This is a genomic window from Sphingomonas rubra (assembly GCF_900115745.1).
Classification (GTDB): domain Bacteria; phylum Pseudomonadota; class Alphaproteobacteria; order Sphingomonadales; family Sphingomonadaceae; genus Sphingomonas; species Sphingomonas rubra.
Genome location: NZ_FOXP01000004.1, coordinates 261,044 through 275,345 on the forward strand (window position 1 = coordinate 261,044; position 14,302 = coordinate 275,345).

The 14,302-nt window shown below is 66.4% G+C and carries 16 protein-coding genes; all 16 read left to right on the top strand.

Annotated features, from left to right (window positions below; all coding sequences use genetic code 11):
* The first annotated feature begins 10 nt into the window (after window positions 1-10).
* The 16 genes from BM145_RS06930 to nuoI all read left to right on the top strand — a co-directional run bounded on the left by BM145_RS06930 (window position 11) and on the right by nuoI (window position 14,279).
* On the top strand, window positions 11-913 hold the full coding sequence (locus BM145_RS06930; RefSeq protein WP_093332762.1) for a fructose bisphosphate aldolase: 903 nt from the start codon (window positions 11-13) through the stop codon (window positions 911-913).
* Window positions 914-926: 13 nt separating this feature from the next.
* Window positions 927-1,433, top strand: a complete 507-nt coding sequence (locus BM145_RS06935) for a hypothetical protein (RefSeq protein ID WP_245739146.1) — start codon at window positions 927-929, stop codon at window positions 1,431-1,433.
* Window positions 1,430-2,107 (top strand): thiamine phosphate synthase, encoded by a 678-nt coding sequence (gene thiE, locus BM145_RS06940; protein ID WP_093332764.1) that lies wholly within the window; start codon window positions 1,430-1,432, stop codon window positions 2,105-2,107. The genes BM145_RS06935 and thiE overlap by 4 nt, the downstream gene beginning before the upstream one ends.
* Window positions 2,108-2,185: 78 nt before the next feature.
* Entirely contained in the window at window positions 2,186-3,196 is a 1,011-nt protein-coding gene (locus BM145_RS06945) for a L,D-transpeptidase family protein (RefSeq protein WP_093332765.1), read from the top strand.
* A 20-nt stretch (window positions 3,197-3,216) separates the two neighbouring features.
* Window positions 3,217-3,810: a M23 family metallopeptidase gene (locus BM145_RS06950; protein WP_093332767.1), complete on the top strand. Its 594-nt coding sequence runs from the start codon at window positions 3,217-3,219 to the stop codon at window positions 3,808-3,810.
* A 56-nt stretch (window positions 3,811-3,866) separates the two neighbouring features.
* Window positions 3,867-4,430 (top strand): elongation factor P, encoded by a 564-nt coding sequence (efp, locus tag BM145_RS06955; RefSeq protein ID WP_093332768.1) that lies wholly within the window; start codon window positions 3,867-3,869, stop codon window positions 4,428-4,430.
* A 147-nt stretch (window positions 4,431-4,577) separates the two neighbouring features.
* Window positions 4,578-5,390 carry an inositol monophosphatase family protein gene (locus BM145_RS06960; RefSeq protein WP_093332770.1) on the top strand — a complete coding sequence of 271 codons (813 nt, stop codon included), beginning with the start codon at window positions 4,578-4,580 and terminating at the stop codon, window positions 5,388-5,390.
* Between the two features lie 179 nt (window positions 5,391-5,569).
* Window positions 5,570-5,944 (top strand): NADH-quinone oxidoreductase subunit A, encoded by a 375-nt coding sequence (gene ndhC / locus BM145_RS06965; protein WP_093332771.1) that lies wholly within the window; start codon window positions 5,570-5,572, stop codon window positions 5,942-5,944.
* 2 nt (window positions 5,945-5,946) lie between these two features.
* Window positions 5,947-6,501 carry a NuoB/complex I 20 kDa subunit family protein gene (locus BM145_RS06970; RefSeq protein ID WP_093332772.1) on the top strand — a complete coding sequence of 185 codons (555 nt, stop codon included), beginning with the start codon at window positions 5,947-5,949 and terminating at the stop codon, window positions 6,499-6,501.
* Window positions 6,498-7,355 (top strand): NADH-quinone oxidoreductase subunit C, encoded by an 858-nt coding sequence (locus BM145_RS06975; RefSeq protein WP_093332774.1) that lies wholly within the window; start codon window positions 6,498-6,500, stop codon window positions 7,353-7,355. The genes BM145_RS06970 and BM145_RS06975 overlap by 4 nt, the downstream gene beginning before the upstream one ends.
* Entirely contained in the window at window positions 7,352-8,626 is a 1,275-nt protein-coding gene (locus BM145_RS06980; RefSeq protein WP_425441084.1) for an NADH-quinone oxidoreductase subunit D, read from the top strand. The genes BM145_RS06975 and BM145_RS06980 overlap by 4 nt, the downstream gene beginning before the upstream one ends.
* A 115-nt stretch (window positions 8,627-8,741) precedes the next feature.
* Window positions 8,742-9,425, top strand: coding sequence for a complex I 24 kDa subunit family protein (locus BM145_RS06985; protein WP_093332775.1), 684 nt, complete (start codon window positions 8,742-8,744; stop codon window positions 9,423-9,425).
* A gap of 24 nt (window positions 9,426-9,449) precedes the next feature.
* The gene (gene nuoF / locus BM145_RS06990; protein WP_093332777.1) at window positions 9,450-10,751 is read left to right on the top strand and encodes an NADH-quinone oxidoreductase subunit NuoF; all 1,302 of its coding nucleotides are present in this window, start codon (window positions 9,450-9,452) and stop codon (window positions 10,749-10,751) included.
* The gene (gene nuoG / locus BM145_RS06995) at window positions 10,751-12,745 is read left to right on the top strand and encodes an NADH-quinone oxidoreductase subunit NuoG (RefSeq protein ID WP_093332778.1); all 1,995 of its coding nucleotides are present in this window, start codon (window positions 10,751-10,753) and stop codon (window positions 12,743-12,745) included. Before nuoF ends, nuoG begins: the two co-directional genes overlap by 1 nt.
* Window positions 12,742-13,797 (top strand): NADH-quinone oxidoreductase subunit NuoH, encoded by a 1,056-nt coding sequence (gene nuoH, locus BM145_RS07000; protein ID WP_093332780.1) that lies wholly within the window; start codon window positions 12,742-12,744, stop codon window positions 13,795-13,797. Before nuoG ends, nuoH begins: the two co-directional genes overlap by 4 nt.
* A complete protein-coding gene (gene nuoI, locus BM145_RS07005) occupies window positions 13,794-14,279 on the top strand; it encodes an NADH-quinone oxidoreductase subunit NuoI (RefSeq protein ID WP_093332781.1) in 486 nt (161 codons plus the stop codon). Before nuoH ends, nuoI begins: the two co-directional genes overlap by 4 nt.
* The last annotated feature ends 23 nt before the right edge of the window (window positions 14,280-14,302 follow it).

Here is a 14,302-nt window from a genome sequence, read left to right on the forward strand (position 1 = left end):
AGGGGACGACATGGACACCGCCGAGATGACCGCCAAGATGACGCAAGGGCAGGGCTTCATCGCCGCGCTGGACCAGTCCGGCGGATCGACGCCCAAGGCGCTGAAGGCTTATGGCATCGAGGAGGGCGCCTGGTCGGACGAGACCGGCATGTACGACCTGATCCATCAGATGCGCGTGCGGATCATCACCTCGCCCGCCTTCACCGGCGACAAGGTGATCGGTGCCATCCTGTTCGAGCGGACCATGGACGGTAAGGCGGACGGCGTCGCCGTGCCGCAGGCGCTGCATGCCCGCGGCGTGGTGCCGTTCCTGAAGATCGACAAGGGGCTGGAGGACGAGGCGAACGGCGTCCAGTTGATGAAGCCGATCCCCGATCTCGACACGTTGCTGGCGCGCGCGCGCGGGTTGGGCGTGTTCGGGACCAAGGAGCGGTCGGTCGTCAACCTCGCCAACCGTGAGGGGATCAAGGCGATCGTCACGCAGCAGTTCGAGGTCGCGCGTCAGGTCCTCGCCGCCGGGCTGGTCCCGATCCTGGAGCCCGAGGTCAACATCAAGAGCGCCGAGCGCGCCGAGGCCGACGCGCTGCTCGTCGAGGCGCTGCTCGCCGGGCTCGACGCGCACGGGGGCGCCCCGGTGATGCTGAAGCTGTCGCTGCCGGCCCGCGCCGGCCTGTACGCGCCGCTGATCGATCATCCCAAGGTGATCCGCGTCGTCGCGCTGTCGGGCGGCTATGACCGGACGGACGCCTGTGCGGAGCTGGCGCGCAACCCCGGCGTGATCGCGAGCTTCAGCCGCGCGCTGCTGGAGGATCTGCGCGCCGACATGGACGATGCGGGCTTCGACCGCGCGCTGGGCGCGGCGATCGACAAGATCTACGCGGCCTCGACGGAGAAGGCGACAGCTGCGGCGTGATCGGTCGGTGGCGGTGGGTTCGCTGCCGGTCTTGATGCAGATGGCGGACGGCACCTTCGGCTATCGTCGCGGGATTGCACCGATGCTATGGGTGCTCGTCGCCTTGTGCGTCGTCGAGCTGGTCGTCGTCCATCTGCTGCTGGCGATCTGGGTGCCACGGGCGGCGCTTCTCGTATCGATCCTGACGCTCGTCGGTATGGGCTGGTTGATCCGGATGATCCTGTCGTTCGACGGGCGACCGGTGCGGATCGAGGGTGACTGCCTCGTGCTTCAGGTGGGGACGCTACGGCGCGTCACGGTGCCGCTAGCCGCCGTCGCGGGTGTTCGCCTTCGTGGCTGGTCGGGCGAGGAGGTCAAGCGAAGGTCGACGCTCAACCTGGCGCTGGTCGCGTGGCCCAACGTCGCGGTCGACCTGGCGGCGCCGTTGCCGGGTCGTCGCGGCATCGTCACGATTGTGCATCGGCTGGACGATCCGCATGGTTTCGCCGCGGCATTGAGGCGGCTAGGGCACGGCGCATGACCGAAGACCCGCTTGGCCCGCTTGATCCCGATTTCGCCGTCAACTTCTGCCGCGACGTTCGCCGGCCGCCCTGCCAATTATACCTAGTGTCGCCGCGCGACGTGGGCGGCGGCTTCCCCGACCGGCTCGCGCGGGCGCTGGACGCCGCGCCGGTCGCGGCGTTCCAGTTCCGGGTAAAGGACGTCGACCAGCACGCGGCGGCGGCGTTGGCCGAGCCGTTGCAGCGCATCTGCGAGGCGCGCGAGGTCGCGTTCATCGTCAACGATTCGATCAGTCTCGCCAAGCGGCTGGGTGCCGACGGCGTCCACCTGGGGCAGGAGGACGGCGACCCGCGCGAGGCGCGGGCGGCGCTCGGCCTCACCGCGCAGATCGGCGTCACCTGCCATGACAGCCGCCACCTGGCGATGGAGGCGGGGGAGGCGGGGGCCGACTATGTGGCGTTCGGCAGTTTCTACCCGACGCGCACGAAGGAAGCCCGGCATCGGCCCGAGCCGGTGATCCTGAGCTGGTGGGCGACCTTGTTCGAGCTTCCCTCCGTCGCGATCGGCGGCATCACGCCGGCCAACGCCGCGCCACTGGTCGCGGCCGGCGCCGACTTCATCGCCGCCTGCGATGCGGTATGGAGCGGCGACGAGGCGGAAGCGGTACGGGCGTTCGCAGAGGTGCTGCGCTAATCCCGGCGGTATCGTTGCATGAAGGAAACAAGACCGGCGCAAACCGTTGATTGCACGCCGTATCCCAGAGGTTTCCTGATGAAGCGCTTATCCACCATTCTTCTCCTCGCCGCGTCCGCGGTGGCGAGTGCGCAATCCGCCCCCGGGCCGGCACCGCGGCCGACGATCCCTCCGGTCGATCGCAACATCCTTCACGTCCAAGTGATCCTCGACAAATTGGGGTTCGGACCCGGCGTTCTCGATGGACGGGGCGGGCAGACGCTGACCAACGCGCTGCTCGGCTTTCAGGAGAGCCGCGGCCTGCCGCGAACCGGCGAGCCCGACGCGGCCACGTTGCGGGCGCTGTACCCCTATCGTGCGGCGCGGCCGACGATCCAGGTGACCCTCGACGGCGCGGCCTTCCGCGGTCCCTTCATCAATCCGTTGCCCACCGAATACGTCGATCAGGCCAAGCTCGACACAATGGCCTATACGCGGCCGTTGGAAGGGCTGGCCGAACGGTTCCACACCACGCCGCAGGCGCTGATCGCCCTCAACCGCCCGGGCATGAGGATCGCGCCGGGGGTCAAGATCGTCGTTCCCAACGCCCTCCCGACCTCGCGCGCGTACCCGGCCGACGCCACACCCACCTGGCGAACAACCCTCGCCTCCCTCAACGTCGACGCAGCGGTGCCGCAGGCGGAGCGGATCGAGGTCCTGAAGTCGCGTGGCATCCTGCGCGTATTAGGTTCGGACGGACGCCTGCTCAGTCAATATACCGCCACGATCGGCTCGGCACGCGATCCGTTGCCGTTGGGGAACTGGAAGGTGCTCCACGTCTCCCCCAATCCCGATTGGAAGATGAACCCAGCGATCCTGAAAGGCGTGAGCGACGACACCCCGTCGCAGATCATCCCGCCCGGCCCCAACAATCCGGTCGGTGTGGTCTGGATCGACCTGTCAAAGGAACATTACGGCATCCACGGCACACCCGATCCGGCCAAGATCGGCGTCGCTCAATCGAACGGCTGCGTGCGCCTGACCAACTGGGATGCGGCGCGGATCGCCCTGATGGTAAAGGGAGGAACTCCCGTCATCTTCCGCGCGTGACGGCGTGACGGCGTGACGGCGTGACGCGGCTCGGCTGGATCATCTTCGGCATCATCTTGGTCGCGGCGGGATTGTTCGCCTCGATGCTGTCGTTCGGCCCGACCTCGCCGGTCGGCATATCGCCGCGGATGGCAGACGCGCTTCCGTTCGCGCGCGAAAGGCCGGGGCCGGGAATGCTCGTCATCCCCGTCGCCGGCTATCCCCAAGGGGCGCTGCGCAGCAGCTGGGGTGAGGCGCGGGACGGCGGCGAGCGGGGACATCACGGCATCGACCTGATGGCCGCGGCAGGAACCTCGGTCGTCGCCGCCGCGGGCGGAAGAGTCGAGAAGCTGTTCGAGAGCGGCGACGGCGGGACCACGCTCTACGTCCGCTCGCCGGATGCCGCTTGGAGCTATTATTACGCGCATCTCGCCGGCTACGCGCCCGGCGTGCGGGAGGGCGCGCGCGTCCGCGCCGGCGATCCGATCGGCTATGTCGGTGACAGCGGCAATGCGGGTCCCGGCAATACGCACCTACATTTCGGCGTGTCGCGGATGCGCGCCGGCGAGCGCTGGTGGCAGGGAGAGGCGGTCGATCCGTACCCTCTGCTTGCCGGAACGGCCGCTGGGCGCTAGATCGCGGGGCATCGGGGCTCCCGGCCCCGCGGCTCTTTCCAACAGGTTCGACACCCATGAAGATCAGCGGCGTGGACATCCGTCCCGGCAACATCATCGAGTATGAGGGCGGCATCTGGCGCGCCGTTAAGATTCAGCACACGCAGCCCGGCAAGGGCGGCGCGTACATGCAGGTCGAGATGAAGAACCTGATCGACGGGCGCAAGAACAACGTCCGCTTCCGCTCGGCCGAGACGGTGGAGCGGGTGCGGCTCGACACCAAGGACTTCCAGTTTCTGTTCCGTGACGGCGAGCAGCTGACGTTCATGGACAAGGAGAATTATGAGCAGATCACGCTCGACGCCGATATCCTGGGCGACGCCGCGGCCTTCCTGCAGGACGGCATGGACGTGGTGATGGAGCTGTACGACGAGCGGCCAATCTCCGTGCAGCTGCCGTCGACCATCGAGGCGACGATCGTCGAGGCGGACGCGGTGGTGAAGGGGCAGACCGCGTCGTCCTCGTACAAGCCGGCGATGCTCGACAACGGCGTGCGCGTGATGGTGCCGCCGCATATCGGGTCCGGCACGCGGATCGTGGTCGACGTGTACGAGCAGACGTACGTTCGGCGCGCGGACTGACTTTCCTACTCCCCTCCCTGCAAGGGAGGGGCCGGGGGTGGGTGCGAGCGGAGCGAGCCGCGGCACTCGTTGCCGGCATTGTGGCCGATGCTGTCGCATCGGCACCCACCCCCAGCCCCTCCCTGGAAGGGAGGGGAGGAGTATAGAATGCCCTCCCATTCCGGCCTCTTCACCGTCATCGAGCGTGCGGCACGCAAGGCGGCACCGCGGTTGCGGCGCGACTTCAACGAGGTCCAGCAGCTTCAGGTCAGCCGCAAGGGGCCGGCAGATTTCGTCAGCCAGGCCGATCAGCGCGCCGAGCAGACGTTGTACGAGGAACTCAGCAAGGCGCGGCCCGATTGGGGCTTTCTGATGGAGGAGCGCGGCGAGATCGCCGGCGATCCGGACAAGCCGCGCTTCATCGTCGACCCGCTCGACGGCACCAGCAACTTCCTGCACGGCATCCCGCATTTCGCGATGTCGATCGCGGTGGAGGAGCCAATGCCGAACGGCAAGCGCGAGATCACCACCGCGCTCGTCTACCAGCCGCTGACCGATGAGAGCTTCTGGGCCGAGAAGGGGCGGGGCGCGTGGCTGACCGACCAGCGGCTGCGGGTCTCGTCACGGCGCGACCTGTCGGAAGCGCTGGTCGCCACCGGTATTCCGTTCCTGGGTCACGGCGACTTCGCGCAGTGGAGCCGCATCTTCGGCGCGGTCGCGCCGCAAGTCGCGGGCATCCGGCGCTTCGGCTCGGCGGCCCTCGATCTCGCCTGGGTCGCGGCGGGGCGGTACGACGGATATTGGGAATCCGGGTTGAAGCCGTGGGATGTTGCGGCAGGCGTGCTGCTGGTGAAGGAAGCGGGCGGCTTCGTCACCGATTTCCGTGGCGGCGAGCGGGCGATGGAGCGCAACGAGTTCCTTGCCGCCAATGACGGGCTTCATTCGAAGCTGCACAAGCTGGTCGCGGGATCGTTGCGCTAGGTTATCGGAACCGCGCAGGAACCTCGGTGTAAGCCGTTGAACGGCTTGGCGGAAAGACCATCTACCGGCTGAGCCGGAGGACGGTGCTGCGAGTGATTCTCACCCGTGCCGAACCTTGCCCGTGATCCGTTGGGCGCCTAAAGCGCCCCCTATCCGTTCGCCATTTCGCGAGAAACCTTTTGGTCGATCTGTCGCAATATCTGCCGATCCTGCTGTTCCTCGGCGTCGCGCTCGTGCTGTCCAGCGCTTTTGTGTTTCTGCCGATGGTGGTGGGGCGGCTTACCGGCTCGCACCAGCCCAACGAGCAGAAGCTCGCCGAGTACGAGTGTGGCTTCCCGGCCTTCGAGGATCCGCGCAGCCAGTACGACGTGCGCTTCTACTTGGTGGCGATTCTGTTCATCGTCTTCGATCTGGAGGCGGCGTTCATCTATCCGTGGGCGGTGTCGGTGTTCGACATCGGCTGGTCGGCCTGGGCCGGCATGATGATCTTCATCGGCGAATTGGCACTCGGCCTCGCCTATGCGTGGAAGAAGGGAGCGTTGGATTGGGAGTAGAGATGCACTCCGGTCCGGTGGAGCTGAAGGCGGATGCCGGCCCCAACTCGCTGGTGCCGCCCGACCAGGGCTTCTTCGACAGTTTGAACGGCGAGCTGACCGACAAGGGTTATCTGGTTACGACGACCGAAGATCTGTTCCAGTGGGCGCGTACGGGCTCGCTGTGGTGGATGTCGTTCGGCCTTGCCTGCTGCGCGGTAGAGATGATCCACGTCAACATGCCGCGCTACGATCTGGAGCGGTTCGGCGCGGCGCCGCGCGCCAGCCCACGCCAGTCGGACGTGATGATCGTCGCGGGGACGTTGTGCAACAAGATGGCGCCCGCCCTGCGCCGCGTGTACGATCAGATGTCCGAGCCGAAATACGTGATCTCGATGGGCAGCTGCGCCAATGGTGGCGGCTACTATCACTACAGCTACTCCGTGGTGCGCGGCTGTGACCGGGTGGTGCCGGTCGACATCTACGTCCCCGGCTGTCCGCCGACCGCCGAGGCGCTGTTGTACGGGATCATGCAGTTGCAGCGGAAGATCCGTCGCAGCGGGAGCATCGAGCGATGATCGCGCCGGCGCCCGCCTGGGCCACGGACCTGAACGACGAGACGGTGGAGGCTGCGCGTGCGGCGATCGGTTCCGCGCTGCTCGACGCGCGCGTGCGGGTTGGCGAGGTCCAGTTGTTCGTGCATCGCGACGGCATCGTCGCGGCGCTGACGGCGCTGCGCGACACGCCGGGGCTCGCCTACCAGCAACTGATGGAGATCGCGGGCGTCGACTATCCCGATCGACCCGAACGGTTCGACGTCGTCTATAATTTGCTGTCGGTGACGCGGAATCATCGCGTGCAGGTGCATGTCGCCACCGACGAGGATCATCCGATCCCGTCGGTCACCGGTGTCTGGCCGGCGGCCGGCTGGCTGGAGCGCGAGGTGTACGACCTGTTCGGCGTGCTGTTCGAGGGCAATCCGGATCTCCGCCGTATCCTGACCGACTACGGCTTCCGCGGCCATCCGCTGCGCAAGGATTTCCCGATGACGGGCTATGTCGAGCTGCGCTACTCCGAGGAGGAGAAACGCGTGGTGTACGAGCCGGTCAAACTGGCGCAGGATTTCCGTACCTTCGACTTTCTCAGCCCTTGGGAAGGGGCCGAATACGGCCTGCCCGGCGACGAGAAGGCGGCGCCCGGCGCCGCCCTGCCGCAGGCCAAGGGCGCGCAGACGCCGCTCGCTGCGGACGCGGTGGTGAAGGCGGGGCAGGCGCAGAGCGATACCAAGGCGCCCGCCGCCTCCAGCGAACCCTATGCCAAGACGACGGCGGAGAGTAGGGCGGATACCGGCAAGGGCGCGAACAGCCCCGATGCCGAGCCGAAGCCGGCGAACCCCGACGTGAACCCCGGAAAGGGAGGGCAGAACCAGTGAGCGACGCCCCGACCATGGCGCCCGCGACGACGACGGTTGATCCGTACGTCGACGACGTGCTGCACCTGGAGACGCCGGCGAACCCGACCGAGGGTGACGTCACCATCCAGAACTACACGATCAACTTCGGTCCCCAGCATCCGGCCGCGCACGGCGTCCTGCGGCTGGTGATGGAGCTGGACGGCGAGATCGTCGAGCGGATCGACCCGCACGTCGGCTTGCTCCATCGCGGCACCGAGAAGCTGATCGAGTACAAGACCTATCAGCAGGCGCTGCCCTATTTCGACCGGCTCGATTACTGCTCGCCGCTGTGCATGGAGCACAGCTACGTGCTGGCGGTCGAGAAGCTGCTCGACCTGGAGGTGCCGCTGCGCGCGCAATATCTGCGCGTGTTCTTCGCCGAGCTGACGCGCATTTCCAATCACATGCTCAATCTCGGCTCGCACATCATGGACGTCGGCGCGATGACGCCGAACCTGTGGCTGTTCGAGATTCGCGAGGATTGCTACACTTTCTTCGAGCGGATGTCGGGTGCGCGCATGCACCACAATTATTTCCGCCCCGGTGGCGTCCATCAGGATGTGCCGCTGAAGCTGTTAACCGACATCGCCGACTGGCTCGACACGCGTCTGCCGCGCATCTTCGAGGACGCGATCTCGATGGTCGCCGACAACCGCATCTTCAAGCAGCGCAACGTCGACATCGCCACGGTGAGCCGCGAGGACGCGCTGGCCTGGGGCTTCTCCGGCCCGATGATCCGCGCGGCGGGCGTGCCCTGGGACTTGCGCAAGTCGCAGCCCTACGATGTTTATGCCAAGATGGATTTCGACATTCCCGTCGGCACGCGCGGCGATTGCTACGATCGGTTCATGGTGCGCGTGGAGGAGGTTCGCCAGTCGGCGCGGATCATGCGGCAGTGCCTGGCGGAAATGCCGGACGGGCCGATCGCCAGCGACGATCGCAAGGTGGTGCCGCCCAAGCGGAGCGAGATGAAGCGCTCGATGGAAGCGCTGATCCACCACTTCAAGCTGTACACCGAAGGATTCCACGTACCCGCGGGCGAGGTCTACGTCGCGACGGAGAGCCCCAAGGGCGAGTTCGGCGTGTACCTGGTCGCGGACGGCACCAACAAGCCGTATCGCTGCAAGATCCGGCCGACCGCGTTCAGCCATCTGCAAGCGATGGACTTCATGAGCCGCGGCCACATGCTGGCGGACACTACCGCGATCCTGGGCGCGATGGACATCGTGTTCGGGGAGTGCGACCGGTGAGGGGTGGCTTTCGTGAAACGTTGCTGATCGTCGGTCTGCTGGCGCTGACCGCGGGCGGCGGATATTTGGCGAACCGGGTGAGCTACGCATTCGGTTTCTACATGGGTACGAACTGATGGCCGATGCCGTCCATATTCCCGACGAGGCGGAAACGCGCGCACGCTGGGGTGCGTTCGCCTGGAGCGAGGAAAATCAACGCAAGGCGAACGAGATTCTCGCCCGCTATCCCAAGGGTCGTGAGCAGTCGGCGTCGATCCCGTTCCTCGATCTGGCGCAGCGCCAGGTCGGGGCGGAGACGCATACCCAGGGCTGGCTGCCGGTGCCGGTGATCGAGTTCGTCGCGCGTGCGATCGGCGTGCCGTACATGCGCGTCTACGAGGTCGCGACCTTCTACACGATGTTCAACCTGGCGCCGGTCGGCCGCTATCACGTGCAGGTATGCGGCACGACACCGTGCATGTTGCAGGGTAGCGACGACGTGCTGGCCGCGTGCCGCAATCGCGGCCTGGTGAAGGGCGGCACCACGCCGGATGGGCTGTTCACGCTTACGGAGGTCGAGTGTCTCGGCACCTGCGCCAACGCGCCGATGGTGCAGATCAACGACGATAATTACGAGGACCTCGATTACGACCGCACCATCGCGGTACTGGAGGCGCTGGCCAAGGGCGCGCATCCGGAGGCCGGTTCGACGATTGGCCGCCGCGCGAGCTGCCCGGAAGGTGGGCCGACGTCGCTGAAGGCGATGGTCGACGCGAACCACGATTACCGGCCCGAGTGGGAGAATGCCCATGCCGGCTGACGCTTATATGCCGGAGGCTCGCTGATGCTCGCCGACAGGGATCGCATCTTCACCAACGTCTACGGCTTCCAATCGTGGAAGCTGGACGCGGCGCGCGTGCGCGGCGACTGGGACAACACCAAGGCGCTGCTGGAACTCGGCAACGACAAGATCATCGACGTCGTCAAGGCGTCGGGTCTGCGTGGGCGCGGCGGCGCAGGGTTCCCGACCGGCACGAAATGGTCGTTCATGCCCAAGGAGCCGAAGCCGGACCGGCCCAACTTCCTGGTCATCAACGCCGACGAGTCCGAGCCTGGCAGCTGCAAGGATCGCGAGATCATCCGCCACGATCCGCACAAGCTGATCGAGGGCGCGCTGGTCGCGGGCTTCGCGATGCGCGCACGGGCGGCGTATATCTACATCCGCGGCGAGTATATCCGCGAGGCGGAGGTGCTGTTCGCGGCCGTGCAGGAGGCGTACGGCGCCGGCCTGATCGGCAAGAATGCGTGCGGATCGGGCTACGACTTCGACGTGTTCGTTCATCGCGGCGCGGGCGCGTATATCTGCGGCGAAGAGACCGCGATGCTGGAGTCGCTCGAGGGCAAGAAGGGCCAGCCGCGCCTGAAGCCGCCGTTCCCGGCGGGGGCGGGGCTCTACGGTTGCCCGACGACGGTCAACAACGTCGAGTCGATCGCGGTGGCACCGACGATCCTGCGGCGCGGGGCCGAGTGGTTCTCGAGCTTCGGCGCGGAGAACAATCGCGGCACCAAGCTCTTCCAGATCAGCGGTCACGTGAACAAGCCGTGCGTGGTCGAGGAGGCTATGTCGATCCCGTTCCGCGAGCTGATCGAGACGCATTGCGGCGGTATTCGCGGTGGTTGGGACAATCTGCTGGCGGTGATCCCGGGCGGATCGTCGGTGCCGCTGGTGCCAGCGGCGCAGATCATCGACGCCCCCATGGACTTCGATGGATTGAAGGCCGTCGGATCGGGTCTCGGCACCGCGGCGATCATCGTAATGGACAAGTCGACCGATATCGTCCGCGCGATCAGCCGCATCTCCTATTTCTACAAGCACGAGAGCTGTGGCCAGTGCACGCCGTGCCGCGAGGGCACCGGCTGGATGTGGCGGGTGATGGAGCGGCTGCGTACCGGCGAGGCCGATCTGTCGGAGATCGACATGCTTCAGCAGGTGACCAAGCAGGTCGAGGGCCACTCGATCTGCGCGCTGGGCGACGCGGCGGCGTGGCCGATCCAGGGGCTCATCAAGCATTTCCGCCCCGAGCTGGAGCGGCGGATCAACGAGCGCGGGGGTAGCCTCGCGCCGATGCAGGAAGCGGCAGAGTAATGCCCAAGCTGAAGGTAGACGGGATCGAGGTCGAGGTGCCGCAGGGTGCCACGGTGCTCCAGGCATGCGAGGCGGCGGGCAAGGAGATTCCCCGTTTCTGCTATCATGAGCGGCTGTCGATCGCCGGCAATTGCCGGATGTGCCTGGTCGAGGTGAAGCCCGGGCCGCCGAAGCCTCAGGCGTCGTGCGCCCTGCCGGCGGCCGACAACCAGGAGGTCTTCACCACCACGCCGATGGTGAAGAATGCCCGCGAGGGCATCATGGAATTCCTGCTCATCAACCACCCGCTCGACTGCCCGATCTGCGATCAGGGCGGCGAGTGCGACCTTCAGGATCAGTCCGTCGCCTATGGCCGCGGGCAGAGTCGCTACGCCGAGAACAAGCGTGCGGTCACCGAGAAGTATATGGGGCCGATCGTCAAGACGATCATGACCCGCTGCATCCAGTGCACGCGCTGCATCCGCTTCGCCGAGGAGGTCGCGGGTGTGGAGGAGATCGGCGCGATCTACCGCGGCGAGAACATGCAGATCACCTCCTATCTCGAAGAGGCGGTGACCAGCGAGCTGTCGGGCAACGTCGTTGACCTCTGCCCGGTCGGTGCGCTGACGTCGAAGCCGTATCAGTACGAAGCGCGGCCGTGGGAACTGCGGCGTACGCTGACGATCGACGTGATGGACGCGGTCGGCACCAATATCCGGCTCGACAGTCGCGGCCGGCAGGTGCTGCGCTGCGTGCCACGGATCAACGAGGACGTGAACGAGGAGTGGGCGTCGGACAAGACGCGCCACGCGATCGACGGCCTCGTCCGACGCCGGCTCGACAAGCCGTACGTGCGGGTGAACGGCAAGCTGCTGCCCGCGACGTGGGACGAGGCGTTCGCCGCGATTGCCGCGGTGGATCACGGCGGGTCGGTGGCGGCGGTGGCAGGCGACCTCGTCGATTGCGAGACGATGTACGCGGCCAAGGCCCTGGTCCGCTCGCTCGGTAGCTCGCTGCTCGAGGGGCGGCAGACGGGGATGGCGTACGACACGTCGAGCCTCGCCGCGGTCAACTTCAACACCACCATCGCGGGCACCGAGGAAGCGGACGCGATCCTGCTGGTCGGCACCAACCTGCGCTGGGAGGCACCGCTGGTGAACACCCGCGTGCGCAAGGCGATCAAGCGTGGCGCCAAGGTGTTCGCGGTAGGGCCGGAGACGGAGCTGACCTACAAGGTCGAATGGCTCGGGCACGACCTGTCGGTGCTGGGCGACCTGCCGGATACGGTGGCGAAGATATTTGCGGATGCCGGCAAGCCGATGGTGATCGTCGGCGGCGCGGCGCTGAAGGACGGGCACGGTGCGGCGCTGAAGCTGGTCGAGACGTTGAACCTCGTTCGTAACGGCTGGAACGGCTTCAACGTCGTCCATATGGCGGCGGCTCGGATGGGCGGGCTGATGCTCGGCTACGCGGCGAAGGGCGGTATCGCCGACCTGACGCACGCGAAGCTGACCTTCTTCCTGGGCGCGGACGAGGTGGACTATTCGCGCTTCGGCGGGTTCAAGGTGTATGTCGGCCATCACGGCGACGCGGGCGCGGCGCACGCCGACGTGGTGCTGCCGGGCGCGAGTTATGCCGAGAAGTCGGGCACCTGGGTCAATCTCGAAGGCCGGGTCCAGCGCGGCGAGCGTGCGGTGTTCCCACCGGGCGACGCGCGCGAGGACTGGTCCATCTTCCGGGCACTGTCCGACGTGATGGGCGCGCGGCTACCGTTCGACAGCCTCGCGGGCTTGCGCGAGGAGATGTACGGCGAGGTGCCGGCGCTCCGCCACGAAGGGCTGGTCTCGTTCGGTTGGTCGGTACCGGCCATCGACGGGAGCGCCAGCGGCACGATCGGGGGTTATCCCATCAAGGACTTCTACTTGACCAACGCGATCTGTCGGGCGTCGCCCACCATGCAGCGCTGCTCGGCCGAGCTCGTCCACGGCGAGACCTTCGCGGAGGCGGCGGAATGACCGAGTTCTTCAACACCACCGTCGGTCTCGGCTACGAATGGTCGTGGTTCCTGGCGACGATCGTCGGCATCCTCGTCATTGCGCTGCCGCTGATGCTGGCGGTGGCCATGATCATCTACGCCGATCGCAAGATCTGGGCGGCGATGGCGATGCGGCGCGGTCCCAACGTGGTCGGCCCGTTCGGGCTGCTCCAGTCGTTCGCCGACGGGTTGAAGGTGTTCCTCCAGGAAACCATCATCCCAACGGCGGCGAACAAGGGGCTGTTCCTCTTGGCGCCGATCATCACCTTCACGGTGGCGCTGATCGTCTGGGCGGTGGTGCCGTTCCAGGCGGGGGTGGTGCTCGCCGACATCAATGTCGGACTGCTCTACATCCTCGCGGCGTCGTCGCTGGGCGTGTACGGCGTGATCCTCGCCGGCTGGGCCTCCAACTCCAAATATCCCTTCTACTCGGCACTGCGCGCGGCGGCGCAGATGGTCAGCTACGAAGTCGCGATCGGCTTCACCCTGATCTCGGTCGTCTTGTGGGCCGGCACGTTCAACCTGTCGGGCATCGTGCTCGGACAGCAGAACGTGATGGGCATCCACCTCAACGGCTTCGGCTTCAACCCGCTGCTGTTCCCGATGGCGGTGCTGTTCCTAATCTCGTCGCTGGCGGAGACGCAGCGGCCGCCCTTCGACCTGACCGAGGCGGAGTCGGAGCTCGTCGCAGGATACCAGACCGAGTACAGCTCGATGAGCTTCGCGCTCTTCTGGCTGGGTGAGTACGCCAACGTCATCCTGATGTGCGTGCTCAACGCGACTCTGTTTTGGGGCGGGTGGCTGCCGCCGGTCGATTGGGCGCCGCTCTACGCGGTACCGGGCATCCTATGGCTGTTCGCCAAGATGCTGTTGTTCTTCTTCGTGTTCGGCTGGATCAAGGCGACGGTGCCGCGGTACCGGTACGACCAGCTGATGCGGCTGGGCTGGAAGGTGTTCCTGCCGCTTTCGCTATTCTGGGTTTTCCTCGTGTCGGGCGTCCTGATGTGGATGCGCGTAGGATTCGGGTCATGAGTGTTGCGCAATACGTCAAGGCGTTCACGCTGTGGGAGTTCGTGAAGGCGCATGCCAAGACGCTGCGCTACTTCTTCCGTGCCAAGGCGACGATCAACTATCCGTACGAGCGGATGCCGCAGAGCCCGCGCTTCCGCGGCGAACATGCGCTGCGGCGCTATCCGAACGGCGAGGAGCGGTGCATCGCGTGCAAGCTGTGCGAGGCGGTGTGCCCGGCGCAGGCGATCACGATCGAGGCCGAGCCCCGTGACGATGGGAGCCGCCGCACCACGCGCTACGACATCGACATGACAAAGTGCATCTACTGCGGCCTGTGCCAGGAGGCCTGCCCGGTGGACGCGATCGTCGAGGGGCCGAACATGGATTTCTCGACCGAGACGCGCGAGGAGCTGATCTACGACAAGGCAAAGCTGCTCGACAATGGCGACCGCTGGGAGCGCGTGCTCGCGGCGAACCTTGCCGCCGACGCGCCGTACCGTTAATGCGCGCGCTCTTCGTACCAGCG